Consider the following 23,467-nt stretch of genomic DNA (forward strand, 5'->3'; position numbering starts at 1 on the left):
TTTTCGCGTCATAGGTTAACGGACCGCCCCAAAAGTCGCCGGTGGGGCGATCACTCGTTCGGCGCTGTCCGCACGATCTCGGACTTCAGTTGCTGGTCGATCGGCGCGTCCGGCTGGTCGGTCGCCGGAACGATCGTCGGTGCGGCGATCCGGTCGAGGCCCTCCAGCAGTCCGTCCCACGGCAGCGCGCCGCGGTTCTTGACCCGGTTGAAGTTGGAGGCCGGATCGTAGATCGGCAGGGTCGGATCGAGATCCGCGCCTTCCAGCCGTCCCATGGCGGCCAGCAGATTGGCCTGCGCCACGTATTCGTTGCGGCGGGCGCTGGCCAGGGTGACCTCGGCGTTGCGCAGCTCCAGCTCCTGGTTCAGCACGTCCAGCGTGGTGCGCAGGCCGACCTGTGCTTCCTGACGCACGCCCTCGGCGGCGACGGTCGCGGCGCGGACGGCTTCGGTGCCTGCCTGCAGGGTCGAACGCGCCGACAGGGTCTGGGCGTAGGCCGAGCTGACGTCCTGCAGGGTGTTGCGGCGCTGGCCTTCGACGGTGATCTGGGCGGCGTTGGCGCGTTCCAGGGCCTGGGCCACGCGCGAACCGTTCAGGCCGCCGGTGAACAGCGGCACCGACAGGGTGGCGCCGGCGCGGAACTGGGTGTTGTCCGCCAGGTCCAGGAACTGGTCCACGGCGCTCACGGAGCCGCCGTAGGAGGCGTTGATGCTGGCTGACGGCAGATATTCCGACCGGGCGCGGGCCACTGCGGCCTCGGCCGAGCGCAGGTTGTAGAGCGCTCCGCGGACACCCGGATTGTCGATCAGAGCCGTCTCGAGCGCGCTGTCGAAGTCGGTCGGGACGCCCGGCAGGACCGGCATCGGGGCAAGGTCGCCCGGCGACTGGCCGACGACCGAGGCGTAGCCGGCGCGCGAGACGGACAGCTGGGCCTGGGCGTTGGCCAGGTCAGCCTCCGACTGGGCCAGGCGCGCCTCGGACTGGGCGACGTCGGTGCGGGTGATCTCGCCGACCTCGAAGCGGGCCGTGGCCTCGTCGAGCTGGCGTTGCAGCACGGTCAGGTTGGCCTGGCGGATGCGCAGGATCTCGGTGTCGCGGATCACGTCGGCATAGGACTGGATCACCGCGGCGAGCACGGTCTGTTCGGTGTCGCGCAGGTTTTCACGCCCGGCCAGGATGTCGGCCTCGGCGGCGGTGATGCCGTGGCCGATACGGCCGCCGGTCCACAGGGTTTGCGACAGGCCGATGCTGGCGCCGCCGCCGTCCGTCTCGGTGTCCGGCAGGGTCTCGTTCCAGGTGCGGGCGTATTCGGCGCTGACGGTGACGTCGAGCTGGGGGCGCAGGCCGGCGCGGGCCTGAACGATCGATTCGTCCAGCGCGCGCTGGTTGGCGCGTTGGGCCAGCAGCGTCGGGTTGGTCTGGTAGGCCAGAGCGATCGCTTCCTGAAGGGTCTCGGCCCAGGCCGGGGCGCCCATGCCGGTCACCACGGCGATGAGAGCAACCGAGGCGAGTGCGCGCGAACGTTTCAGCATGACTATTCCTGCCTGGCGCGAAGGATACGCGCCCCAAAGTATCCTATAGGCCTGATGCGTGACCGTATCGGCCCGCGCCAGTTAAGATTTTTTCACGCGCAGAGGCAAAGCCTCCGTCGCCTGCGCCTCATAAGGCGAAGGTAGGTTCCGGGGCGAGCTCCGCAAGCAGCGGTGGCGCCGCGTCGAACAATTCGCGGCGCGAGACGCCCGATTCGCCCTTCACATAGAGGACGGCCTTGCCGGCGGGGCCGGCGCGTTCGACCACGGCGAGGCGTCCGCCGACCTTCAGCGCCTTCAGCCAGGCCTCCGGACGAGCCGGAACGGCGGCTTCGGAAACGATCAGGTCGTAGCCCTCGCCTGCAGGCTGGCTCAGCGGAGCCACGACGGTGGGGACGCCCGCGTCCGCCAGGGCCGGACCGGCCACCTCAAAAACGGCGGAGTCTGATTCTTGCGCCGTGACCGTCAGGCCCATGCGGGCCAGGACGGCGGCGGCGTAAGGGCCGGCGATGACCAGGGCGGTCTCCTCCGGGCGGGCCGCAACGGCCATCAGCAGCTTGGACAGGTCGCGGGCGAGCATCAGGCGGCGTCCGCCGGCGATGTCGGCCTCGACCTCGGCATAGGCCGTAAAAGCCCGGTCCTGCGGGACGAAACGCTCGCGCGGCGTCTCCAGCAGGGCGGCCTGCAGGGCCCGGTCCGTGACGTCGTTCACGCGGACCTGGCTGTCCACCATGACCTTGCGCGCGGCGGCGAAATCCATCTGTCGATAATCCCGAATTATGCGGTCGACGCAGTAATGCGCCGGAAATCTGGCGCGCTTATAGGTCTGTGCGTTGCGGGCGACAATCCGATCTGATAGCTGACGCCCCTCGCGACGACGCGACCCCTCACCGGATGGGTCACGGCCTGATGGCGGAGTGGTTACGCAGCGGACTGCAAATCCGTGTACGCCGGTTCGATTCCGGCTCAGGCCTCCATCGCGACTTCCGACGAAAACTAGACCGGAGCGGTGATCCAGCCGATCACCGTCGCCGCGCTGACCGTGCCGGCCACGATGGCCACCGCGATGGCCACCCGCGCCTTGCGCCCCACGAAGAAAAGAATGCTGTCGAACATGGCTGCCTCCCCGGACGGCCAAGCTCGTCATAGAACGACGCATTCATCAAGGTATATGAAGGGTTAATACGAATTTCGTAGGACCTCTTACGCCTGTCGGGCGAAGTGATGCAGGGCGATGGCGCCCGCAGTCGCCACGTTCAGCGAATCGAAGCCGCCGGACATCGGAATCCCGATCGTCTCGCATCTGGCCATCAGGGATTCGGGCAGGCCCGGCCCCTCCGCCCCCAGCACGATCGCCACCCGGCCGCCGCGCGGCGCCGTTGAAAGGTCCGTCGTCGCCGACGGCGTCATGGCCAGCACGCGGAAGCCCCTCGCCTGCAGCGCCTCTACCGTCGACGCTGCATCAAGACCGGTCGCCATCGGGGTTCGCAGGACCGCGCCCACAGAGACCCGGATGGCCTTGCGGTAGAAGGGGTCACAGCATTGGGCGTCCAGCAGCACTGCGCCCGCGCCGAAGGCCGCCGCCGCGCGGAAGATGCCGCCCATGTTGTCATGGTTTCCGATGCCGCAGGCCAGAACGACGACGGCGTCGTCGGCCAGGCCGTCCAGCACCTGATCCAGGGCTTTCGCGGTCGGCTTTGCGCCGAGGGCCAGAATGCCGCGATGCAGGTGAAAGCCGGCGATCCCGTCCAGCACCGGCTGGGGCGCGACATAGACAGGCGTGTCCGCCGGGAAGCGCGCGAGGATCGGGGCGAGGCCGCCGGCGCGGCTCTCGGCTACCAGGGCCGCCAGCGGCCGACACTGCGACCCGGGCGAAGCCAGGACGCGCAGCACGACCTCGCCTTCAGCCACGAACAGTCCCTGACGGCCCGTCAGGTCCCGTTCCCGGATGTCCCGGAAGCCTGCAATTCGCGGGTCTTCGGCGCTCTCGATGAAGATGTTGGCCAAGTTCGAAATTTCCGTTTGCGCTACGCTGACTCGCGCTGCTATAGCGCCCGCCTTCCCGAGAGGAAGTGTTCCGCGGTAGCTCAGTGGTAGAGCAGCCGACTGTTAATCGGCTGGTCGTAGGTTCGAATCCTACCCGCGGAGCCACTCTCTCTCCTTCCCCGACATCGAAGCGGAAAAAAAGCCCGACGCGGGGTGCGCCGGGCTGAAGAAGTTCGGTGATGGTGGGTGTCCTCGAAACTCGAAGAACACCCCCGAGATCGCCTCAATTGGTTAATGGGCCGTAAACCACGTTCAGCGTCCTTCTCCGACAGGCAGCCAGGTCGACTGGCGGCCGCCCGCCGGACCGCTCCAGCCGATCCGCCAGCCCCCTTCGCCCTGTTCGACCGTCAGGGATTCGCCGCGCGCGGCCTCCCCGGGCCAGGCGAAGACGCGCCCTGCGACCTCGATGCCGTCCGGCGCGCTCGTCATCGGCAGCATCAGGCTCCAGCGGCCGTCGGAGCCGGGCGTGACCCGCACCGTCTGACCGTCGCTGATGACGTCGACCTGGGCGGTTCCTTCCGCCGTAGCGCCGGAGGCCAGCCGCATACGGCCGTCGCTGTCGACCGCGCCGAGCGCCGGGGCGGCGTCCAGACGCCGGGCGGGGCCGCCGAATCGCAACAGGGCCATCGGGCCGTCGCCGCCGGCCAGAATCAGCAGCCGATCCGGCGACCGGGCGGCGTCCTGGCCGACCTGGGTCTCGGGCTGGAGGAGCAGGTGCCCCGACTTCGCCGCCACATGGATCTCGAATCGCCCGTGAGCATCGGCCGAGGCCGCATAGGCCGAGCCCGTCTCATTGCGCAGCACGACGCGCCCGCCCGGCTCGGCGACACCGGACACCAGCAACTCATCGCCCTGGCGGGACACACGCTCGATGAGCGGCGGCTGGGCCCAATCGCCTGGCGCGCGGGGCGCCTCATCGGTCTTGCCGGCGGGCGCGGGCGAGCAGGCGGCGAGCGCCGCAGCCAGCATCGCAGCCGCCGTCATCGAGATCGCCCGTTTCATCCCGCCTCTCCGCCCGTTAGGAGTGTCGTCCCAGATAGCGCGGCTAAAGCCCCGCTGTCTTTCTCCGTCTCATGAGGCTCCATGTCGTCGCCCGCCACCATCCAGCCGTTCGACGGCAAGTCGGTCTGCCTGTTCTGCGGCTCGGCCGAGAGCGTGTCCCCGGCCTACCTGGCCGCGGCGCGTGACTTCGGCGCGCAGACGGCTGAGGCGGGCTGGCGGCTGGTCTATGGCGGCGGCGGCGTCGGCCTGATGGGCGCCTCGGCCCGCTCGGCCCATGAGGCCGGCGGCCGCGTCTTGGGCGTCATGCCCGGCTTCCTGCGCAGCCGCGAGCGTCTGTTCGACGACGTCGAGACCTTGGTCGTGACGTCGATGCACGAGCGCAAGACTATCATGTACGACCAGTCGGACGCATTTGTGGTTGCGCCGGGCGGCGTCGGCACCCTGGAAGAGGCCATCGAGGTGCTGTCGTGGAAGCGCCTCGACCTGCACCACAAGCCGGTGATTTTCTTGAATATCAACGGCTTCTGGGAAACGCTTCTGGCAGTCCTTGAGCACAGCATCTCCGAGGGGATGACCCCGGCCAGCTTCCGTCAGGGCTACACCGTGGCCGACACGGTCGAGGAGGCGATCGCCCAGATGCAGGGGATGGACGAGATGCCTCACTTGAAACATGATCGTCGATAAGTAATCGTTGATCAGGCGCGTTCTGGGTTTTCTAAAGCAACGCGCCTTGACAGTTTCGAATAACAACGCACAGTGAGCGGACGGGGTCAGAGCCCCGGCCTCATCGGAGACCTCCCCATGCGCGCCCTGATCGTCGCCGCGGCCATGCTGATCGCCGCCCCCGCCCTCGCCCAAGCCCCCACGTCGAGCGCCACCCTGGCCGACTCCTCCAAGGGCGAAGCCCGCACCATCATCGACGGCGCCAGCTGGCGCTGCGACGCCGGCGCCTGCACCGCCACGGGCGGCGCCAACCAGCCCGCCCCGCGCGCCTGCCGCCGCGTCGTCGCCAAATTCGGCGCGGTCTCGGCCTTCACCTACAAGGGCGTCGCCCTTTCGGCCGAAGAACTGACCGCCTGTAACGCCTGATCCAGCAGCGCATCGCTGAATACGAAAAGGCCGCCCCTCGCGAGAAGGGCGGCCTTTTTGCTGTCCGGTAAGGTGGGCTCGGCTCTCAGGCCGTTTCGCCCTGCAGCCGCTTCACGATGCGCTCGCGGCCGATCATCGGGGCGATGGTGGCCATCTCCGGGCCGTGCGGCTGGCCGGTCAGGATCAGGCGCAGGGGCATGAACAGGCTCTTGCCCTTGGCGCCGGTGGCCTCCTTCACGGCATTGGTCCAGGTCGGCCACAGGGTCTCGTCGATGGTCTCCGGCAGCACCGCCAGGGCGGCGGCGGCGAAGGCCGGGTCCTCGACGACCGGAGTCACCGGACCGCGGACGATCGAAGCCAATTCAACGACATCGGCGAACTTCTGAAGGTTCGGACGGATGGCGTTCCAGAAGCCTTCGCCAAGGTCGGCGTCCAGCTTGGCCAAGCGCGCCTGGGCGACCTTGTAGTCCATGGCGTGCAGGGCCTGGGCGTTGAGGCGGTCTAGGTCGGCGGTGTCATAGCGCGCCGGCGAGCGGCCCATCTTGGCGAAGGCGAAGCTCGCGCCGAGGGCGTCGATCGACTCCCCGACTTCCAGCGGATCAGAGGTGCCGATGCGGCCGAGGTGGCTGGTGATGGCGATCGGCTCATAGCCCAGGTCGCGCATCTCCGAGATCGACAGCGAGCCCAGACGCTTCGACAGAGCTGCGCCGTCCGCGCCGACCAGCAGCGGCATGTGAGCAAAGGCCGGCACGGGGCCGCCCAGCGCTTCGAAGATCTCGATCTGGGCGCCGGTATTGGTGACGTGGTCCTCGCCGCGGATCACGTGGGTGATGTCCATCTCGATGTCGTCGACCACCGACGGCAGGGTGTAGAGGAACAGGCCGTCCTCGCGGATCAGCACCGGGTCCGACATCGAGGCCGTGTCGACCTCGGCGTGGCCGCGGGCCAGGTCTTCCCAGGCGACGCGCTTGCCGTCCAGCTTGAAGCGCCAGTGCGGACGGCGGCCTTCGGCTTCATAGGCGGCCTTTTCGGCGTCAGTGAGGTCCAGGGCGGCGCGGTCGTAGACCGGCGGCAGGCCGCGCGACAGCTGCACCTTGCGGCGGCGGTCCAACTCCTCGGCGGTTTCATAGCAGGCGTAGAGGCGACCAGAGGCCTTGAGGCGCTCGGCGGCGGCTTCATAGCGGTCGAAGCGCTTGGATTGATTGTGGCGCTCGTCCCAGAGCAGGCCCAGCCACGCCAGGTCGATCTCGATGCCCTGCTCGAATTCGGCGGTCGACCGCGCCAGGTCGGTGTCGTCGATGCGCAGGACGAACTGCCCGCCCTGCCCCTTGGCGAACATCCAGTTCACGAGGGCGGTGCGCACGTTTCCGACGTGCAGCTTACCCGTCGGCGACGGGGCGAAACGGACCTTGACGGACATGACACGACCTTAGAGCGAGAGGCGCGCTAGGTCGCGCCCCCGTCCGTGCAAGTCAAGGCGTGACCGCCGTCGATCGACCGATCAGTCGTCGCGGTGGACGCGCTCGCGACGTTCGTGCCGCTCCTGGGCCTCCACCGACAGCGTCGCCGTCGGACGGGCTTCCAGTCGGCCGAGGCTGATCGGTTCGCCGGTTTCCTCACAGTAGCCGTACGATCCGTCCTCGATCCGGCGCAGCGCCTCGTCGATCTTGGAGATCAGCTTGCGCTGACGGTCCCGCGTACGCAGCTCAAGCGCACGATCGGATTCCGATGACGCCCGATCGACCAGATCCGGATGATTCTCCGTCTCGGCCTTCAGGTTGATCACAGTCCCCTTGGACTCGCGAAGGATATCGTCCTTCCAGTCCAGAAGCTTGGCCTTGAAGTAGGCCAACTGCCGCTCATTCATGAACGGCTCATCGTCAGACGGCCTGTAGGCCGGCTCGATAACAGACGCCAATGCGTTCATCGCACTCACGCTCGTAAACAGCGCCCCCCTGTGGCGCAGTGCTGCGTATAGGGATCACAGGGAGTCGCGGCAACAACGCTCGCGCGAGCGTGACCGGCGAATTTTGTCGTCGGAGGAGGAGCGTGACATTTCTTCATCACTCGCAGGCCGCGCAGCGCGCGTTTGCGAAAGATTTCGCCGCTTTATGCTGCGTTGCGGCGAAGATCGGCCTTGGCGAGCTCAACCGCAGCGCGCAGGTCGATTTGGTCCAGCAGGCGATTGAGCTCCGGATCGGCGTCGATCGGACGTTCCTCGCGCAGACCGCGCCCAAGACGCTCCAGGGCGCCCTCGCCCATCTCACCTGACAGCAGGGCCAGCTTCAGCTCATCCAGCCGATCCAGCAGGCCGCCGCCCCGGCGGATGGCCCGACGACGACGCTCGGTCGGATCCTCGACGCCCTGCAGGGCCATCAGGGCCGAAACGTCGGCGACGCCGGCGACTCCGCTTGCCGCTGCAGCCTGGGCGGCAGGCGCGCTTCCCCCGGCCGTGGGCACGGAGAAGCCGCTCGCGGCCCGGGCGGGACGCGAGGATTGGGTCGAAGAGGGTCCAGACGCGCCGGTGACCTTCATGAGAAACGACTCCAGGACATGTCGGACCATTGAAGCCACGGAGTCACCGTTTGGTTAACGGCCCGGCAGTTTCTGCCGATTTGCCCGGCGCCGCGAGCCGCACCGTCGCTGATTTCATTGAGGTTTCTGTCTGGCACGGACCTCGCATCGCGTTAGGCATAAATCCTTTGCGGACGTTCGACCGATGCAAAAGCTGCTCGCCTCCCTCCTGACCGCCGCCGCCCTGGCGGGCCTGGGCTCCCCAGCCCTGGCCCAGTCGCGGATCAAGGACATCGCCGCCGTCGAGGGCGTGCGCTCGAACCAGCTGGTCGGCTACGGCCTGGTGGTGGGCCTGAACGGGACCGGCGACTCGCTGCGCAACTGCCCGTTCACGCGCCAGTCGCTGGAAGGCATGACCGAGCGCCTCGGCGTCAACATCCGCGACTCCAACGCAAACTCCAAGAACCTGGCCGCCATCATGGTGACGGCCGAACTGCCGCCGTTCGCCACCCCGGGCTCGCGCATCGACGTCAACGTCTCTTCGATGTGCGACGCCAAGAGCCTGCTGGGCGGCACCCTGCTGGTCACCAGCCTGCAAGGCGCGGACGGACAAGTCTATGCCGTGGCCCAGGGCTCGATCCAGACCGGGGCCGTCTCGGCCTCGGGTTCATCGGGCTCGTCGGTGACGCGCGGCGTGCCGACCGCCGGCCGCATCGCCTCGGGCGCGACGGTCGAGCGCGAGACCGGCTTCGAGCTGGCCAATATGAACGAAGTGCGGCTGACGCTGCGCAATCCGGACTTCACCACGGCCCAGCGCGTCGCCCAGGCGATCAACCAGGTCTATCCGAACACCGCCCTGGCCGAGAACGGCACCGTCATCGCCCTGCGCGCGCCGGGTCAGATGGGCATGGCCGGCTTCATCAGCCGGGTCGAGAACCTGCCGGTGGCGGTCGACGCCCCGGCCAAGGTGATTATCGACGAGGTCAACGGCGTCATCGTCATGGGCGAGGCGGTCCGCGTCTCCACCGTCGCCATCGCCCAGGGCAACCTGACCGTCTCGGTGCAGGAAACGCCGCAGGTCAGCCAGCCCGAGCCCTTCAGCCGCGGCCAGACCGCCGTGGTCCCGCAGTCGACGGTCGACGTCACCGAGGATCTGGGCACCCAGATGCGCATCGTCGGCGGCGGGACCTCGCTGTCCAGCCTGGTCGCCGGCCTCAACGCCCTGGGCGTCAGCCCGCGCGACATGATCAGCATCCTGCAGGCCATCAAGGCCGCCGGCGCGCTGCAAGCCGACATCGAGGTGATGTGAACATGAGCGACCTCACCGTATCCCCCGCCCTGCTCCAGCCGACACCGTCCGCGCCCACCGGCCCGGTCGCCACGGCGCGAATGCGCGAGACCGCCGAGGCCTTCGAGGCATCCTTCCTCAGCCAGATGCTGAAGCCGATGTTCGAGGGTCTGAAGACCGACGGCATGTTCGGCGGCGGCGAGGCCGAGGGCACCTGGCGCGGCTTCATGATCGACGCCATGGCCAAGCAGACGGTCAAGGCCGGCGGAATCGGCATGGCCGATCAGGTGGTCGCCCAGATGCTGAAGATGCAGGAGATGTCCCAGTGACCGACGCCAACGCCCTGAACGCCGCCGCCCGCATCCGCCAGCTGATCGACCTGACCGAACGCCTGACCGAGCGCCTGACCACCGAGGCCGCGGCCTTCGAGGCGCGCCGTCCCCAGGATGCGGCCGCCACCCTGGCCGGCACCCAGGACCTGGCCAACACCTATCGTCGCGAGTCCGCCCAGCTGAAGGCCAATCCGACCGCTATCGCGGCCGCGCCGCTGGCGGACCGCAAGGCCCTGATCAAGGCGACCCAGCTTTTCGAAGCGGTGCTGTCCAAGCACGCCCGCGCCATCGAAGCCGCCCGTGTCGTCTCCGAGGGTCTGGTCAAAACGATCGCCGCCGAGGTGGCCGGCCAGCGCGGCTCGCCGTCGGCTTACGGGGCCAGCGGCCGGGCCAATGCGGGCGACGGTCGGGCCGTCGCCTACAACGCCACAGCGTAACCTTACGTACCACGCGCTAAGGCTGTTCTTAACCTGTGGCTGCGGACTGTAGCGGCCATGAGTATGAAGTCCCGCCTGCTTGGAATGGCGTTCGCGTCAGCCGACGTCCTGTTGGAGCTGGATCGCGGCCGGGTCGCCTTCGCGCTCGGCGCGGGGCCCGCGCCCGGGATCGATCCGGCCACGGCCTGGGCCGGTCAGAGCCTCGACGACCTGCTCGACGCCAGCTGCCGCAACGCGGTCATGGCCCGGATCGCCGGCCTGCAGCCGGGCGTCCGCTCCACGCCCGTCGACATCCGCGTTCTGACCGGAGACGGCCGCGCGCGGGCGGCGAGCCTGCGGGCCTTCGCCTTGCCCGAGCTGGCCCCGTTCATCTCATGCGCCCTGAGCTGGGAAGGCGCGGTCCACGATGTTCCGGCGGAACGCCCCAAGGCGGCGCTGGACGCCCGCGGCCTGTTGCAGCGCCTGGGCGCCGTACTCGCGCTGGGCGGGACAGGCCCGGAACTGACCGTCGACTTTGTCCAAGTGCCCGGCCTCGACGGCGAGGGCGAGGCCCGCCGACGCGCCAACGCCGCCATCGAGACGCGACTGCAGGCCCACTCACTCGACCAGGCCAGCGCCGCGCGCCTGGCCCCCGACCGCTTCGCCCTGATCCGCGAGTCGTCCGACATCTCCGACCTGGCGGAGGCGGTGCGCGCCGCGGGCGCCGCCGAGGGCCTCGACCTGTCGCCGATCACCAGCCGCGGCGAGATCGGTCGCTGCGAGGCGGCCATCGCGGTCCGGACCCTGCGCCTGGCGCTGGAGGATTGCCTGAAGGACGGCGCCGACGCTGGCGTGCACTTCGGCGAGCGCCTGAAGCGCACCGTTCAGGACGCCGATCGCTTCCGCGGCATCGTCCGCGAGCGGCAGTTTACGCTGGCCTGGCAGCCGATCGTCGCGCTCGACACCCGGGCCGTCCATCATTTTGAGGCCCTGACCCGCTTCGGCGGGGCCGGGCAGGCGCCGACCGGTCCCATCTCCATGGCCGAAGAGCTGGGGCTGATCGAGGGCCTGGATCTGGCGGTGGCCGAAAAGGCCCTGGGCCAGCTGCGCCAGCCGGGCTTCGGCCTGACCAAGGCGGCGATCAACGTCTCGGCCGTGTCGCTGACCTCGGACGCCTATGTCCAGGGCCTGCTGCGCATGACGGCGTCCGTGCCCGACATCCGCAAGCGGCTGATGGTCGAGATCACCGAGACCACGGCCCTGCAGGACCTCGACGCCGCCAACGCCCGCATCGGAGCCCTGCGCAACGCCGGGATCAAGGTGTGCCTTGACGACTTCGGCGTCGGCGCCGCTTCGCTGGACTATCTGCGCCGACTGCAGATCGACGTCGTCAAGATCGACGGGGGCTTCGTGCGCGACATCGCCGCCGACCGCACGGCACGCTCCATGATCGGGCATCTGGTCGAGCTGTGCCGGGACATGAAGGTCCTCACCGTCGCCGAAATGGTCGAAACCGAACCCCAGGCCGACGCCGTTCGCGCACTCGGGGTCGACTACGGCCAGGGCTGGTTGTTCGGCCGCCCGACCGCTGTGCCTGCCGTGACCGCCAGCGCCCCTGCCGGCAGGCGCCGGGGCGAGGTCGCGAGCTGGGGCTAACCCAGCTCGATCGACCGCTCGACGCCGATCGCCTGCAGGAAGTCCGGATCGTGGCTGACCACGACGAGCGCCCCGTCATAGGCCGCCAGCGCCGCCTCCACCGCCGTGACCGAGTCGAGGTCCAGGTGATTGGTCGGCTCGTCCAGGATCAACAACTGTGGGGGCTTCGCCCCGGTCATCACGCAGGCCAGGGCCGCGCGCAGCCGCTCTCCGCCCGATAGGGCGCTCACCCGCTTGTCGCCCGCCGTATTGCGGAACAGGAAGCGCGCCAGGGCGGCCCGCGCCGCGTTCGGCGTCGCCTCCGGATTGATGCGCCGGTAGGCTTCGACGAGGGTCTCCTCCGGGTGAAGGATGGCGGCTTCCTGATCCAGCAGGGCGGCCGCGACGGGTCGTTCGACACCGCCCGCGCTGGGCGTCAATTCGCCCGAGATGAGGCGCAGCAGGGTCGACTTGCCGGCCCCGTTCGGCCCGGTGACCGCCACCCCCTCCGGCCCGGTCAGACGCAGCGAGACCGGGCCGACGATCCGCCGGCCTCCGGGGGCAAACCATTCCGCCTCTTCGAGAACCAGCACTGTCCGGCCCGTGGCCAGGCCAGTCGACGGCATCGGGATCGCCAGCGCCCGCACCCGCTCGACCCGCTCGCGCGCCTCGCCCAGCGCCGCCTCGGCCTCGGCCTCGCGCTTTTCCGCCAGTTTGCGCTCGCGGGCGCCGCTCAGTTCCGCGCGCTCGGCCATGGCGCCGAGCACGATCTTCGGTTCTGAGCCTTTGTCGGCGAAGGCGCGGCCGGCCTTGTCGCGACGGGCCTTCTTCTCGACGGCGCGCTGGCTCTCGCGGGCGATCCGCCCAGCCTCCCGCTCGGCCGCCTCCAGCCCCCGCTCGGCCGCCGCCCGCTCCGCCGCCTTACGCTCGGCGTAGAGGTCGTAGCCGCCGCCGTAGACGGCCGGGCCCAGCGACGACAGCTCGACGATCCGGTCCATGCGGCGCAGCAGGGCGCGGTCGTGGCTGACCACCACCACCCCGCCGGGCCAGCGGCCGAGCACGTCGGCGACCATGGCGCGGCCGTCTCGGTCGAGGTGGTTGGTGGGCTCGTCGAGGACCAGCAGGTCGGGGGCGTCGAGCAGCAGGCCCGCCAATCGGAGGCGGGTCTGCTCGCCGCCGCTCAGCGTGGCGACCGGCCGCGCGGGATCGAGGCCGGAAAGGCCGACATCGGCCAGGGCCGCCGCGATGCGGTCCTCCAGGGTCCAGTCGGCGGCGTCGAAATCGTCAGGCGTCCCCTCGCCGGCCAGCACGCGGGCGATCGCGGCCAGGCCGTCGGCGGCCGAAAGCGCCTGCGCAACCGTCTCACCGGGCGCGGGCTCGCGGCGCTGTTCCAGCCAGGCGACGCGGCCGGCGCGGCTGACCGCGCCCTCAGCCGGGTCGGCCAGGCCGGCGACCAGACGCAGCAAGGTGGTCTTGCCGGCGCCATTGCGACCGACGACGCCCGTGCGCTCACGCCCGAAGGCGAGGCTCAGGTCTGAGAATAGGGTGGAACCGTCAGGCGTGCGGGCCGCGACGCGATCGAGCGTCACGAGCGCGGATGCGGACAGGCTTGGGGCGAGGAAGGGCGAGGGCATAGACGACCACGAGCAGCGAGGCGGAAAGGGCGAAACCGATTTCCAGGGCGCTGATCATGTTCGTGGTCTCCAACTGCTACTCACTCGGTGACGGGAGATTGGGGGCGGTCTGTGTACGGCGCAAGCCTTTTCCCCATCAAGCCGTCCTGACGAAGCCGTTATGAACCGGTGAGGAGACGCGGCGCCGCATGGCGCGACGGACGCGGAGCCCCTAGGTCTGCGACATGACGACGCCCGCCGTTCAATCCAGTCCCGACGCCATCGACGAGGCCCTTATCGACCGCCTGGTCGAGGGCTTCTATGCCCGGGTGCGCGCCGATCCGCTGATCGGGCCGGTGTTCCAGTCGCGGATCGCCGACTGGGGTCCGCACCTCGAGCAGATGAAGCTGTTCTGGTCGTCGGTGGCGCTGGGCTCAGGCGTCTACCAGGGCCGGCCGATGCCGAAACACCTTCCCCTGCCCGTTGACGCCCGCCATTTCGACCGCTGGCTGGAGCTGTTCGAGGCCGCCGCGCTGGAGCTGTGCCCGCCCGAAGCGGCCCTTCACTTCATCGAGCGCGCCCGGCGCATCGCCGAGAGCCTGGAACTGGGCATCGCGGGGCATAACCGCGTCCTGCTGCGCAAGGGCGAACGATACCTACGGCCGAGCGAGCCCTGGACGCCGGAAGAAGACTAAGGACCGACCTGCTGCCACCTGCTGTCAGCAGACTGGCGCAACGCGCCGCCAGTTCCTATAATGTTCTTGCTGAAATCGACGAACCAATCCCCATATAGCGCTGTCGCGCCGGACCCCTCCCGGCCCTCCCGCGTTCCCCGGACCTCATGACCGAAAAGCACAATTTCATCCGCGTGCGCGGAGCCCGCGAGCACAATCTCAAGGGCGTCGATCTCGACATCCCGCGCGAGCAGCTCGTGGTCATGACCGGGCTGTCGGGCTCCGGGAAGTCGTCGCTCGCCTTCGACACCATCTACGCCGAGGGTCAGCGCCGCTACGTCGAGAGCCTGAGCGCCTATGCCCGCCAGTTCCTCGAGCTGATGGGCAAGCCGGATGTCGATCTGATCGAGGGCCTGAGCCCCGCCATTTCGATCGAGCAGAAGACCACCTCGAAGAACCCGCGCTCGACCGTCGGCACGGTGACCGAAATCCACGACTACATGCGTCTGCTGTGGGCGCGGGTGGGCGTGCCCTATGCCCCCGCGACCGGCCTGCCGATCGAAAGCCAGACCATCTCCATGATGGTCGACAAGCTCGTCGCCCTGCCCGAGGGCGAGCGCCTGCTGCTGCTGGCTCCGGTCGTGCGCGGCCGCAAGGGCGAGTACAAGAAGGAGATGGCCGAGTGGCAGCGGCTGGGCTTCCAGCGGCTGAAGATCGACGGCGCCTTCTACGCCATCGAGGACGCCCCGACCCTCGACAAGAAGTTCAAGCACGACATCGACATCGTCGTAGACCGCATCGTCACCAAGGCCGGGCTTGAAGGCCGCTACGCCGACAGCCTGCAGACCGCGCTCGGCCTGGCCGAGGGCATCGCCGTCGCCGAATGGGCCAATGTGGCCGAAGGCGAGAAGGAGCCGCGGCGGATCACCTTCTCCGAGAAGTTCGCCTGCCCGGTCTCCGGCTTCACCATCAGCGAGATCGAGCCGCGGCTGTTCTCGTTCAACAACCCGTTCGGCGCCTGTCCGGTCTGCGACGGCCTGGGCATGAAGCTGGCCTTCGACGCCGACCTGGTCATCCCTGACCGCGACAAGACCCTGCACAAGGGCGCCGTGGCGCCGTGGTCGCGCGGTCCCTCCCCGCTCTACACCCAGACCCTGCAGTCGCTGAGCCGCCACTACGGATTCTCGATGGACGTGGCCTGGCGCGAGCTGCCGGCCAAGGCGCAGGACGTGATCCTGCACGGCACGGGCGCCGAGAAGATCAAATTCACCTATGACGACAACGCCCGCAAATACGAGGTCTCCAAGGCCTTCGAGGGCGTCCTGCCGAACCTCGAGCGCCGCTGGCGCGAGACGGACAGCGCCTGGGTCCGCGAGGAGCTGGGCCGCTTCCAGTCCGAGACGCCCTGCGAGGCCTGCGGCGGCAAGCGCCTCAAGCCTGAGGCCCTGGCGGTCAAGATCGATGGCGAGGACATCGCCCAGGTCTCCTGGCTGTCGATCAAGCACGCCCACGAATGGTTCGCCGGCCTGAACGACCGGCTGACCGAAAAGCAGATGGAGATCGCCCGGCGGATCCTGAAAGAGATCACCGACCGGCTGCGCTTCCTCAACAATGTCGGCCTGGACTACCTCAACCTGTCGCGCGCCTCGGGCACCCTGTCCGGCGGCGAGAGCCAGCGCATCCGCCTGGCCTCGCAGATCGGCTCCGGCCTGACCGGCGTGCTGTACGTGCTCGACGAGCCGTCGATCGGCCTACACCAGCGCGACAACACCCGCCTGCTGGAAAGCCTGCGCGGCCTGCGCGACCTCGGCAACTCCGTCCTCGTCGTCGAGCACGACGAGGAGGCGATCATGACCGCCGACTACGTCATCGACATGGGCCCGGCCGCCGGCATCCACGGCGGCGAGGTCTGCGCCCAGGGCACGCCCGCCGACGTAATGGCCAATCCGAACTCGCTGACCGGCAAATACCTGACCGGCGAGCGCGAGATCGAACTGCCCCACGACGGCCGGCGTCCGATCGACCGCAAGCGGCTGCTGAGGATCAGCGGGGCCACCGGCAATAATCTGAAGAACGTCACCGGTGAGATCCCGGCCGGCGTGTTCACCTGCATCACCGGCGTGTCCGGCGGCGGCAAGTCGACCTTCACCATCGAGACCCTCTACAAGGCCGCCGCCCGCCGGCTGCACAACGCCTCGGACGCCCCCGCCCCCTTCGATCGCATCGAGGGGCTGGAGATGTTCGACAAGGTCATCGACATCGACCAGAGCCCCATCGGCCGCACCCCGCGCTCCAATCCGGCCACCTACACCGGCGCCTTCGGTCCGATTCGCGACTGGTACGCCGGCCTGCCGGAGTCGAAGGCCCGCGGCTACGGCCCCGGCCGCTTCTCGTTCAACGTCAAGGGCGGCCGCTGCGAGGCCTGCCAAGGCGACGGCCTCATCAAGATCGAGATGCACTTCCTGCCGGACGTCTACGTCACCTGCGACGTCTGCCACGGCAAGCGTTACAACCGAGAGACGCTGGAGATCGTGTTCAAGGGCAAGTCCATCTCGGACGTGCTCGACATGACCGTCGAGGAGGCCGCACGCTTCTTCACCGCAGTGCCCTCGATCCGCGACAAGATGCTGACGCTGGAGCGGGTCGGCCTCGGCTACGTCAAGGTCGGCCAGTCGGCGACGACCCTGTCGGGCGGCGAGGCGCAGCGCGTGAAGCTGTCCAAGGAGCTGTCCAAGCGGGCCACCGGCAAGACGCTCTACATCCTCGACGAGCCGACGACGGGCCTGCATTTCGAGGACACCCGCAAGCTGCTGGAGGTGCTCCAGGAGCTGGTCGAGAACGGCAACACCATCGTGGTCATCGAGCACAACCTCGACGTCATCAAGGTCGCCGACTACCTGCTCGACTTCGGCCCCGAGGGCGGCGACGGCGGCGGCGAGATCGTCGCAGTCGGCACGCCTGAAGAGGTCGCGGCCAATCCCAAGAGCTGGACCGGCAAATACCTCAAGGAGGTGCTGGACCGGCACGAGGCTCGCCGGAAGGCGCGGGTCGCCGACCTGTCGGCCGAGGCCAAGCCGGCCCGGGCGCGGAAGCGGGCCTAGGTCAGGCCTGGGTCGCGTCCGCCTCGACCTCAACGCCGTGATCCTGCGAGCGGCCGCGCAGGATCAGCACCGCGCAGCCGATGATCAGCACGCCCGTGGTGATCACGCTGGCCTCGGGTCCGAAGGCCGCGCCGGTGATCCACCAGGGGGTCGCCGGGTTGGTCGTCAGGTCGGTGATCAGCGGCGTCGTGCGCACCACCTCACCGGAGACCTCCAGCCCGAAGCCCAGGCCCAGCAGCCAGTTCCACGCAGCGTGCCAGCCGCAGACGCCCCACAGCGATCCCTCACGGACCGCGTAGAGGCTGATGAACAGGCCGAACAGGGCGACGTTGGCCAACCCGAGGAAGAGCTCCTTTGACGGAGCGATATTGCCGCCGTGCGCGAGGCCGAACAGCAAGGCGTTTCCGATGATCCCGGCCCACAGGCCGTGGCGTGAAGCGATCAGTTGCATCAGCCAACCGCGGAAAACGATCTCCTCGCTTGAGCCCTGGACGATGAAGCCCAGCAGCAGCAGTCCGATGGGCAGCAGGGCCGCGCCGACCGCGCCGCTCTGGAAGGCGCCGCCGGCCTCAATCTCATAGCCGCCGAGGGCCCAGATCACGCCAACAACCGTCGCCAGGAAGGCCAAGCCGATCAGATAACCGCGCAGGAAGCGTCCGCCTGCCCGGGCGTTGAAGCCGATCTCGCGTATGCCGCGGCGCTCGAAAAGCACCACCCACGCGATGACCATCGCCGCCGTCAGCCCGAAGGAGGCGAACAGGATATAGGTCAGGGCCGGCCAGGTCTCCGTGTCCGTAATCATTCCGGACAGCATTGCGGGGGCGAGGGTGATGACCTGCCCGGCCACCATGAAGACTGCAGCCAGCACGATGGCCGCCGCCGTCCAGGTGCGCCGGTGCCGCGGCTTGCGCGGGGCGTAGAGCTCAATTCCCGCCATGGCGGCTTCCCCCTCAGTCGGCCCGCGGGCCTTAGTCGAACGCTTTCTCAGGCCGATCGCCGGTCATGTCGCGGTAGGCCGCAGAGAACGGGGCGTAGAGCACCGCCAGTTGCAGGGCCGAAAGGATCGACTGGGTGACGACCCCCGCGACGATCGCCGGCCAGATGGCTTGCAGCATCACGCCGAGATCCTGACCGCTGTACTCGGCCATTTTTTCGAAACCCCCGACGCCCATCTGGAGCGGCAGGACAACGATCGTGCCCAGCAGCGAGACGACCATCGACATCAGGAAGGCGATGAAGCCCATGCCGAGCAGGGGCCAGAAGCGGCCCTTGGTGGCGCTCCAGGAGTCGAAGAAGGCCATCTTGCGCTCCGCGACCGTGATCGGAACCGCAAGCGAGAAGCGGACCGCCAGCCACAGGGCCAGGAACAGGGTCGCGAACACGGCCAGGATGCCGCCGAGGACCGAGGCCCCGCCCCCACCGCTGACAGCCTGCACGAACATGAAGGCCGCGAAGCCCATCGGGACCATCAGCACCACGGCGAAGGCGATGCTCAACACCACGGTGACGATCAGCACGCGAAGCTCGTCCATGCCCAGCCGTAGATAGCCGAACGCGCTTTCCGCCGGTCGCAGCACCGACCGCGCGATCGCCGCCGTCAGCACCGCGCTTCCGATGATGCCCAACGGCATCAACAGGCCGAAGGTCGAGGTGTAGGCGTCGATCAGAGGGACGAATTCGTCATAGGAGGTCGGCTGGGCGGCCTCGAGGGCCTCGCTCAGCGCCATAACCTCGGCCATGCCCCGCCCGACGGCCAGGATCGAAAGACCGAAGATCAGGATGTAGAACAGCGACCAGAATACCAGGGCCACAGGCTTGCGCCGCACCACCCGAAAGCCTTCGAACGCAGCTTCTGTCGCAGAAAAGGCCATCGATCTCTCCTTGAGTCGCGGGGCGATGTTATCAGGCGGCCGGCGCCGGTGAAGCCTCGTCTCGTGGACCGCTGTCGGCGAGCTGCCGGCAGGCGGAAGCGAACGGCGCCACCGATAGCGTCGCGATCGCCCCGGCGACGAGTCCCGCCAGGGCGACGAAGACCACGCCCCAGTACCAGTTGGCGCCGAGCCAGGCCGACGCCTCCGCAAACGGATCCGCCGCGGACCAGTCGATGCCCGCATTGGACGCCACGACCACCAGACTCGCGCCGAGGGCGGCGGTGACCATGATGATCACGATCTCGAACACAAGAAAGAGCAGCAGGATCACGACCATCAGGCCGAACAGGGCCCAGCCCTTTCCGGCCGCCAGCCGCCAGCCCTGGGCGAAGCCGAAGTCGCGGTAGAGGACGGTCGCCGGCGCCATCAGACTGACCCGGCCCAGCGCCCAGCCCAGGGCGATCAGGAGGACCAGGAACAGGACGATGGCGAGCGCGACACCCGGCCCGGCTTCCATGCGCGAGCCCCACGCAGCGAACCCGACGCCCATGCCGAGCAACGTCGCCATGATGATGACGACATACAGGCCGACCCCGATGGCCAGGCCGACGACGGCCACGCGAATCTCGTCCATGCCGATGCGCAGCGAGAAGACGCTCTTCTCCGCCGGCCGTAGAACGGCCCGCATGATCGCCGTGTAGACGACCGCCATGACCAAAAGCTGGACCAGGTTGGCGAGCATCGAGGCCGCCTGGAGCTGCATCATCTCGGCGACGAGCTCAGGCGGCATCTCGCCCGTCTCGGCGCCGGCCTCCATGGACAGGGCTGATATCGACGCCAAGGCCGGCAGCATCGCCACGAACATCGCGATCATCGGCGCGACGATCAGCAGGCCCCAGGCGAACACCGCCAGCGGCCGCCGCCCCAAAAGCCTGAATCCATCGCCCAGCGACGTTCCGATCGAAAATCGACGCATCACAGCCCTCCTCTTTCCCCACGGACAAGCTAGCCCGTCCGGGCCCGTCCCGCTAGAAGCCGCCCATGACGACCTCCCCCTCCCCCATCCATGTCATCGGCGGCGGCCTCGCCGGCTCCGAAGCCGCCTGGCAAATCGCCAGCGCCGGCGTGCCCGTCATCCTGCACGAGATGCGCGGCGTGCCCGGCGTCAAGACCGACGCCCACCACACCGACGGCCTGGCCGAACTGGTCTGCTCCAACTCGTTCCGCTCGGACGACTGGGAGTACAACGCCGTCGGCCTGCTGCACGCCGAGATGCGCGCCCTGGACTCGATCATCATGGCCTGCGGCGACGCCAATATGGTGCCCGCGGGCGGCGCCCTGGCGGTCGACCGTGACGGCTTCTCCCAGGCCGTGACGGCCAAACTGGAAGCCCATCCGCTGGTGACCATCGTACGCGAGGAAATCGCGGGACTGCCGCCCGAAGAGTGGGACAACGTCATCGTCGCGACCGGCCCGCTGACCTCGCCTGCCCTGGCCGACGCCATCTTGAAAACGACCGGCGAGGAGAGCCTCAGCTTCTTCGACGCCATCGCCCCCATCGTCCACGCTGACTCCATCGACTTCGACATCGCCTGGCGCCAGTCGCGCTACGACAAGGAAGGCCCGGGCGGCGACGCGGCGGCCTACGTCAACTGCCCGATGGACAAGGCCCAATACGACGCCTTCATCGACGCCCTGCTCGATGGCCCCAAGGCCGAGTTCAAGGACTGGGAGAACGTCCCCTATTTCGACGGCTGCCTGCCCATCGAGGTGATGGCCGAGCGCGGCCGCGAGACCCTGCGCCACGGCCCGATGAAGCCGGTCGGCCTGACCAATCCGCGCAATCCGACGGTCAAGCCGCACGCCATCGTCCAGCTGCGCCAGGACAATGCGCTGGGCACCCTGTTCAACCTCGTCGGCTTCCAGACCAAGCTGAAGCACGGGGCCCAGGCCGAGACCTTCCGCATGATCCCCGGCCTGCAGGACGCTCAGTTCGCCCGTCTCGGCGGACTGCACCGAAACACCTTCCTGAACAGCCCCAAGCTGCTGGACCGTCAGCTGCGCCTCAAGGCCATGCCGCGCCTGCGCTTCGCCGGTCAGGTCACCGGCGTCGAGGGCTATGTCGAGAGCGCCGCCATGGGCCTGCTGACCGGCCGCCTCGCCGCCGCCCAGGCGCTGGGCCGCGACCTCGCTCCGCCGCCGCCCGAGACGGCCATGGGCGCCCTGGTCGAGCACATCACCGGCGGCCACCTCGAGGGGTCGAAATTCCAGCCGATGAACATCAACTACGGCCTGCTGCCGCCGCTCGAGGCCCCCAAGGTCGACGAAGAGGGCAAGCGGATCCATCCCAAGGAGCGCGGCCGCGCCAAGAAGCGGCTGATGAGCATCCGAGCGATGGACAGCCTGAAGGCCTGGCGGGACGCGGCGTGATGGCGGAAGAGAGCGAACTGGATCGCCTGAAGGACCGCCGGACGACGCTCCTCTATCGGCTCGACCTGATCGCGAAGGGCGCGCAGATCAAATACGAGGACGGCACGCCGGTCGACATGGCCTCCGAGAAGGCGCGGCTGGAGGACGAAGTCGCTCGCCTCGACCGAAAGATCGCGCTGCTCGAAGCCGAGCCGCCGACCGGCGCCCGGCACTGATGTCTCTCGACATCCGTCAGGACGACCTCAGCCATCCGTCGACACGGGCGCTGCTGGCGTTTCACCTGCAGGGCATGCAGGCCAACTCGCCGGCGGACGCGGTCTTTGCGTTGGACCTGTCGGGCCTGCAACAGCCGGACATCACGGTGTGGACAGCCTGGCGTGACGGCGAGGCGATCGGCGTGGTCGCCCTGCGCCGCCTCGACGACCGCCAGGGCGAGCTGAAGTCGATGCGCACCCATCCCGACCACCTGCGCCAGGGGGTCGCCGCCGGCTTGCTCGAACATGTCATCGCCCATGCCCGCACCGTCGGCCTGACGCGCCTCAGCCTCGAGACCGGCAGCGGCGCCGCCTTCGAGCCGGCCCTCGCCCTCTACCGCCGCCGCGGCTTCGCCAACGGCGGGGCCTTCGGCGCCTATGAGGCAAGCGCCTTCAACCAGTTCCTGCACCTGGATCTCTGAGGAGCAGGCGCGACGCCTAGCCGCCCCGCCCGCCGTGCTTGGCGTACTCCAGCCGAGCGATGGTGCGGTTGTGGACCTCGTCCGGGCCGTCGGCGATGCGCAGGGTGCGGACCATCGAATACATCTCGGCCAGCGGGGTGTCAGCCGAGACGCCGGCGCCGCCGTGGGCCTGGATGGCGTCGTCGATGATCTTCAGGGCCATGCGCGGCGCGGCGACCTTGATCTGGGCGATCTCGGACTTGGCGTTCTTGGCCCCGCCGTTGTCCATCATCCAGGCGGCCTTGAGCACCAGCAGACGGCACATCTCGATCTCGGTGCGGGCCTCGCCGATGCGCTGCTCCCAGACCGAATGCTCGGCCAGCGCCTTGCGGAAGGCGGTGCGGCTGAGCAAGCGGGCGGTCATCAGCTCCAGGGCCCGTTCGGCGGCCCCGATCACGCGCATGCAGTGGTGGATGCGGCCCGGCCCGAGGCGGCCCTGGGCGATCTCGAAGCCGCGGCCTTCGCCGGCGATCAGGTTTTCGACCGGGACGCGGACGTTCTCCAGCACCACCTCGGCGTGGCCGATCGGGCGCTCGTCATAGCCGAACACGGACAGCATCCGCTCGACGCGGAAACCGGGCGTGTCGGTCGGCACCAGGATCTGGCTCTGCTGGGCGTGGGTGGCGGCCGAGGGATCGGTCTTGCCCATGACGATGCTGATGGCGACGTTCGGGTGGCCCATATTGGTCGACCACCATTTGCGGCCGTTGATGACGTAGTGGTCGCCGTCGCGCTCGATGCGGGTCTGGATGTTGGTGGCGTCCGACGAGGCCACCTCGGGCTCGGTCATCAGGAAGGCCGAGCGGATCTCGCCGGCCATCAGCGGCTTCAGCCAGCGCGCCTGCTGCTCGGCGTTCCCGTACATATGGAGCACTTCCATATTGCCGGTGTCCGGGGCGTTGCAGTTGAACACCTCGGCTGACCACAGAGCGCGGCCCATCTGCTCGGCCAGGGGGGCGTATTCGAGATTGGTCAGGCCGGCGCCGTGTTCGCCCGGCAGGAACATGTTCCACAGGCCCGCCTCGCGCGCCTGGGCCTTCATCTCCTCCATGGCCGGCGGTTGGCGAGTGTGGTCCTCGCGCACCTGGCCCCAGTACTCCGCCGAGCGCGGCAGGACCTTGTCCTCCATGAAGCGCTTCACACGCTCCTGCCAGTGCTGGGCCCGATCGCTGTGGCGGAAGTCCATGGTCGTTCTCCGATACGAAAACGGCG

The 23,467-nt window shown here is 68.7% G+C and carries 24 protein-coding genes and 2 tRNA genes; 13 read left to right on the forward strand and 13 right to left on the reverse strand.

What is annotated here, in order from left to right; all coding sequences use genetic code 11:
• Positions 1 to 50: 50 nt before the first annotated feature.
• Together ASC65_RS04420 and ASC65_RS04425 are read right to left on the reverse strand one after the other, a co-directional pair.
• Entirely contained in the window at positions 51 to 1,532 is a 1,482-nt protein-coding gene (locus tag ASC65_RS04420) for a TolC family outer membrane protein (RefSeq protein ID WP_056449893.1), read from the reverse strand.
• A 127-nt stretch (positions 1,533 to 1,659) separates the two neighbouring features.
• Positions 1,660 to 2,289, reverse strand: a complete 630-nt coding sequence (locus ASC65_RS04425) for a protein-L-isoaspartate O-methyltransferase family protein (RefSeq protein ID WP_056449895.1) — start codon at positions 2,287 to 2,289, stop codon at positions 1,660 to 1,662.
• Between the two features lie 143 nt (positions 2,290 to 2,432).
• On the opposite strand from ASC65_RS04425, the gene ASC65_RS04430 reads away from it, so the two are divergent.
• Positions 2,433 to 2,506 (forward strand) — tRNA-Cys (locus ASC65_RS04430).
• Between the two features lie 226 nt (positions 2,507 to 2,732).
• On the opposite strand, the gene ASC65_RS04435 is transcribed toward ASC65_RS04430, so the two are convergent.
• The gene (locus ASC65_RS04435) at positions 2,733 to 3,536 is read right to left on the reverse strand and encodes a TrmH family RNA methyltransferase (protein ID WP_156459550.1); all 804 of its coding nucleotides are present in this window, start codon (positions 3,534 to 3,536) and stop codon (positions 2,733 to 2,735) included.
• A gap of 69 nt (positions 3,537 to 3,605) precedes the next feature.
• Here ASC65_RS04435 and ASC65_RS04440 point away from each other — a divergent pair.
• Positions 3,606 to 3,680: transfer RNA gene (locus ASC65_RS04440), tRNA-Asn, on the forward strand.
• 147 nt (positions 3,681 to 3,827) lie between these two features.
• On the opposite strand, the gene ASC65_RS04445 is transcribed toward ASC65_RS04440, so the two are convergent.
• Positions 3,828 to 4,577: a hypothetical protein gene (locus ASC65_RS04445; RefSeq protein ID WP_056449897.1), complete on the reverse strand. Its 750-nt coding sequence runs from the start codon at positions 4,575 to 4,577 to the stop codon at positions 3,828 to 3,830.
• 81 nt (positions 4,578 to 4,658) lie between these two features.
• Here ASC65_RS04445 and ASC65_RS04450 point away from each other — a divergent pair, with 81 nt between their 5' ends.
• Entirely contained in the window at positions 4,659 to 5,261 is a 603-nt protein-coding gene (locus tag ASC65_RS04450) for a TIGR00730 family Rossman fold protein (protein WP_056449899.1), read from the forward strand.
• Between the two features lie 117 nt (positions 5,262 to 5,378).
• The gene (locus ASC65_RS04455) at positions 5,379 to 5,666 is read left to right on the forward strand and encodes a CC_3452 family protein (RefSeq protein ID WP_056449901.1); all 288 of its coding nucleotides are present in this window, start codon (positions 5,379 to 5,381) and stop codon (positions 5,664 to 5,666) included.
• 85 nt (positions 5,667 to 5,751) lie between these two features.
• On the opposite strand, the gene gltX is transcribed toward ASC65_RS04455, so the two are convergent.
• The 3 genes from gltX to ASC65_RS04470 form a co-directional block, all read right to left on the reverse strand.
• Positions 5,752 to 7,086 carry a glutamate--tRNA ligase gene (gene gltX, locus ASC65_RS04460; RefSeq protein ID WP_056449903.1) on the reverse strand — a complete coding sequence of 445 codons (1,335 nt, stop codon included), beginning with the start codon at positions 7,084 to 7,086 and terminating at the stop codon, positions 5,752 to 5,754.
• A gap of 81 nt (positions 7,087 to 7,167) precedes the next feature.
• Positions 7,168 to 7,593 carry an RNA polymerase-binding protein DksA gene (gene dksA / locus ASC65_RS04465; RefSeq protein WP_056449905.1) on the reverse strand — a complete coding sequence of 142 codons (426 nt, stop codon included), beginning with the start codon at positions 7,591 to 7,593 and terminating at the stop codon, positions 7,168 to 7,170.
• Between the two features lie 182 nt (positions 7,594 to 7,775).
• Positions 7,776 to 8,201 carry a flagellar assembly protein FliX gene (locus ASC65_RS04470; protein WP_056449907.1) on the reverse strand — a complete coding sequence of 142 codons (426 nt, stop codon included), beginning with the start codon at positions 8,199 to 8,201 and terminating at the stop codon, positions 7,776 to 7,778.
• Positions 8,202 to 8,385: 184 nt separating this feature from the next.
• On the opposite strand from ASC65_RS04470, the gene ASC65_RS04475 reads away from it, so the two are divergent.
• The 4 genes from ASC65_RS04475 to ASC65_RS04490 all read left to right on the forward strand — a co-directional run bounded on the left by ASC65_RS04475 (position 8,386) and on the right by ASC65_RS04490 (position 11,872).
• Complete coding sequence (locus tag ASC65_RS04475; RefSeq protein WP_056449909.1) at positions 8,386 to 9,489, forward strand: flagellar basal body P-ring protein FlgI; 1,104 nt, start codon at positions 8,386 to 8,388, stop codon at positions 9,487 to 9,489.
• A 2-nt stretch (positions 9,490 to 9,491) separates the two neighbouring features.
• Positions 9,492 to 9,797, forward strand: a complete 306-nt coding sequence (locus ASC65_RS04480; protein ID WP_056449911.1) for a rod-binding protein — start codon at positions 9,492 to 9,494, stop codon at positions 9,795 to 9,797.
• On the forward strand, positions 9,794 to 10,237 hold the full coding sequence (locus ASC65_RS04485) for a hypothetical protein (RefSeq protein WP_056449913.1): 444 nt from the start codon (positions 9,794 to 9,796) through the stop codon (positions 10,235 to 10,237). Before ASC65_RS04480 ends, ASC65_RS04485 begins: the two co-directional genes overlap by 4 nt.
• 84 nt (positions 10,238 to 10,321) lie before the next feature.
• Positions 10,322 to 11,872, forward strand: coding sequence for an EAL domain-containing protein (locus ASC65_RS04490; RefSeq protein ID WP_235561390.1), 1,551 nt, complete (start codon positions 10,322 to 10,324; stop codon positions 11,870 to 11,872).
• On the opposite strand, the gene ASC65_RS04495 is transcribed toward ASC65_RS04490, so the two are convergent.
• Both ASC65_RS04495 and ASC65_RS17525 read right to left on the reverse strand, forming a co-directional pair.
• On the reverse strand, positions 11,869 to 13,440 hold the full coding sequence (locus ASC65_RS04495) for an ABC-F family ATP-binding cassette domain-containing protein (RefSeq protein ID WP_082525863.1): 1,572 nt from the start codon (positions 13,438 to 13,440) through the stop codon (positions 11,869 to 11,871). The genes ASC65_RS04490 and ASC65_RS04495 overlap by 4 nt on opposite strands.
• Positions 13,406 to 13,543, reverse strand: coding sequence for a hypothetical protein (locus ASC65_RS17525; RefSeq protein ID WP_235561391.1), 138 nt, complete (start codon positions 13,541 to 13,543; stop codon positions 13,406 to 13,408). The genes ASC65_RS04495 and ASC65_RS17525 overlap by 35 nt, the downstream gene beginning before the upstream one ends.
• Before the next feature lie 166 nt (positions 13,544 to 13,709).
• Here ASC65_RS17525 and ASC65_RS04500 point away from each other — a divergent pair, with 166 nt between their 5' ends.
• Both ASC65_RS04500 and uvrA read left to right on the forward strand, forming a co-directional pair.
• A complete protein-coding gene (locus ASC65_RS04500) occupies positions 13,710 to 14,159 on the forward strand; it encodes a group III truncated hemoglobin (protein ID WP_056449918.1) in 450 nt (149 codons plus the stop codon).
• 146 nt (positions 14,160 to 14,305) lie between these two features.
• On the forward strand, positions 14,306 to 17,239 hold the full coding sequence (uvrA, locus tag ASC65_RS04505; RefSeq protein ID WP_056449921.1) for an excinuclease ABC subunit UvrA: 2,934 nt from the start codon (positions 14,306 to 14,308) through the stop codon (positions 17,237 to 17,239).
• 1 nt (position 17,240) lies between these two features.
• Here the strand turns inward: uvrA and ASC65_RS04510 are convergent, their stop codons facing one another.
• Genes ASC65_RS04510 through ASC65_RS04520 form a run of 3 tightly spaced genes read right to left on the reverse strand, consistent with a single transcriptional unit; the run spans position 17,241 to position 20,086 of the window.
• A complete protein-coding gene (locus tag ASC65_RS04510) occupies positions 17,241 to 18,176 on the reverse strand; it encodes a CPBP family intramembrane glutamic endopeptidase (RefSeq protein WP_056449923.1) in 936 nt (311 codons plus the stop codon).
• Positions 18,177 to 18,207: 31 nt separating this feature from the next.
• Positions 18,208 to 19,110, reverse strand: coding sequence for a glycerophosphoryl diester phosphodiesterase membrane domain-containing protein (locus tag ASC65_RS04515; protein WP_056449925.1), 903 nt, complete (start codon positions 19,108 to 19,110; stop codon positions 18,208 to 18,210).
• Positions 19,111 to 19,141: 31 nt separating this feature from the next.
• Positions 19,142 to 20,086, reverse strand: a complete 945-nt coding sequence (locus tag ASC65_RS04520; protein WP_156459551.1) for a hypothetical protein — start codon at positions 20,084 to 20,086, stop codon at positions 19,142 to 19,144.
• A 65-nt stretch (positions 20,087 to 20,151) separates the two neighbouring features.
• On the opposite strand from ASC65_RS04520, the gene trmFO reads away from it, so the two are divergent.
• The 3 genes from trmFO to ASC65_RS04535 are packed head-to-tail and all read left to right on the forward strand — an operon-like array spanning position 20,152 to position 22,216.
• Complete coding sequence (gene trmFO / locus ASC65_RS04525) at positions 20,152 to 21,540, forward strand: methylenetetrahydrofolate--tRNA-(uracil(54)-C(5))-methyltransferase (FADH(2)-oxidizing) TrmFO (RefSeq protein WP_056449929.1); 1,389 nt, start codon at positions 20,152 to 20,154, stop codon at positions 21,538 to 21,540.
• Entirely contained in the window at positions 21,540 to 21,755 is a 216-nt protein-coding gene (locus ASC65_RS04530; protein ID WP_056449931.1) for a hypothetical protein, read from the forward strand. The genes trmFO and ASC65_RS04530 overlap by 1 nt, the downstream gene beginning before the upstream one ends.
• A complete protein-coding gene (locus ASC65_RS04535; RefSeq protein WP_056449933.1) occupies positions 21,755 to 22,216 on the forward strand; it encodes a GNAT family N-acetyltransferase in 462 nt (153 codons plus the stop codon). Before ASC65_RS04530 ends, ASC65_RS04535 begins: the two co-directional genes overlap by 1 nt.
• A gap of 16 nt (positions 22,217 to 22,232) precedes the next feature.
• On the opposite strand, the gene ASC65_RS04540 is transcribed toward ASC65_RS04535, so the two are convergent.
• The gene (locus ASC65_RS04540) at positions 22,233 to 23,441 is read right to left on the reverse strand and encodes an acyl-CoA dehydrogenase family protein (RefSeq protein ID WP_056449935.1); all 1,209 of its coding nucleotides are present in this window, start codon (positions 23,439 to 23,441) and stop codon (positions 22,233 to 22,235) included.
• Between the last annotated feature and the right edge of the window lie 26 nt (positions 23,442 to 23,467).

It is taken from the genome of Brevundimonas sp. Root1279, from assembly GCF_001425945.1.
Taxonomy (GTDB): domain Bacteria; phylum Pseudomonadota; class Alphaproteobacteria; order Caulobacterales; family Caulobacteraceae; genus Brevundimonas.

Coding starts and splice junctions, on each gene's coding strand:
- ASC65_RS17525 (WP_235561391.1), bottom strand. CDS start 13,543: ATGATCAGCGCCCTGGAAATCGGTTTCGCCCTTTCCGCCTCGCTGCTC.
- ASC65_RS04425 (WP_056449895.1), bottom strand. CDS start 2,289: ATGGATTTCGCCGCCGCGCGCAAGGTCATGGTGGACAGCCAGGTCCGC.
- ASC65_RS04510 (WP_056449923.1), bottom strand. CDS start 18,176: ATGGCGGGAATTGAGCTCTACGCCCCGCGCAAGCCGCGGCACCGGCGC.
- ASC65_RS04490 (WP_235561390.1), top strand. CDS start 10,322: ATGGCGTTCGCGTCAGCCGACGTCCTGTTGGAGCTGGATCGCGGCCGG.
- ASC65_RS04530 (WP_056449931.1), top strand. CDS start 21,540: ATGGCGGAAGAGAGCGAACTGGATCGCCTGAAGGACCGCCGGACGACG.
- ASC65_RS04500 (WP_056449918.1), top strand. CDS start 13,710: ATGACGACGCCCGCCGTTCAATCCAGTCCCGACGCCATCGACGAGGCC.
- ASC65_RS04520 (WP_156459551.1), bottom strand. CDS start 20,086: ATGCGTCGATTTTCGATCGGAACGTCGCTGGGCGATGGATTCAGGCTT.
- uvrA (WP_056449921.1), top strand. CDS start 14,306: ATGACCGAAAAGCACAATTTCATCCGCGTGCGCGGAGCCCGCGAGCAC.
- ASC65_RS04515 (WP_056449925.1), bottom strand. CDS start 19,110: ATGGCCTTTTCTGCGACAGAAGCTGCGTTCGAAGGCTTTCGGGTGGTG.
- ASC65_RS04445 (WP_056449897.1), bottom strand. CDS start 4,577: ATGAAACGGGCGATCTCGATGACGGCGGCTGCGATGCTGGCTGCGGCG.
- trmFO (WP_056449929.1), top strand. CDS start 20,152: ATGACGACCTCCCCCTCCCCCATCCATGTCATCGGCGGCGGCCTCGCC.
- ASC65_RS04470 (WP_056449907.1), bottom strand. CDS start 8,201: ATGAAGGTCACCGGCGCGTCTGGACCCTCTTCGACCCAATCCTCGCGT.
- ASC65_RS04540 (WP_056449935.1), bottom strand. CDS start 23,441: ATGGACTTCCGCCACAGCGATCGGGCCCAGCACTGGCAGGAGCGTGTG.
- ASC65_RS04475 (WP_056449909.1), top strand. CDS start 8,386: ATGCAAAAGCTGCTCGCCTCCCTCCTGACCGCCGCCGCCCTGGCGGGC.
- ASC65_RS04480 (WP_056449911.1), top strand. CDS start 9,492: ATGAGCGACCTCACCGTATCCCCCGCCCTGCTCCAGCCGACACCGTCC.
- gltX (WP_056449903.1), bottom strand. CDS start 7,086: ATGTCCGTCAAGGTCCGTTTCGCCCCGTCGCCGACGGGTAAGCTGCAC.
- ASC65_RS04420 (WP_056449893.1), bottom strand. CDS start 1,532: ATGCTGAAACGTTCGCGCGCACTCGCCTCGGTTGCTCTCATCGCCGTG.
- ASC65_RS04455 (WP_056449901.1), top strand. CDS start 5,379: ATGCGCGCCCTGATCGTCGCCGCGGCCATGCTGATCGCCGCCCCCGCC.
- dksA (WP_056449905.1), bottom strand. CDS start 7,593: ATGAACGCATTGGCGTCTGTTATCGAGCCGGCCTACAGGCCGTCTGAC.
- ASC65_RS04535 (WP_056449933.1), top strand. CDS start 21,755: ATGTCTCTCGACATCCGTCAGGACGACCTCAGCCATCCGTCGACACGG.
- ASC65_RS04450 (WP_056449899.1), top strand. CDS start 4,659: ATGTCGTCGCCCGCCACCATCCAGCCGTTCGACGGCAAGTCGGTCTGC.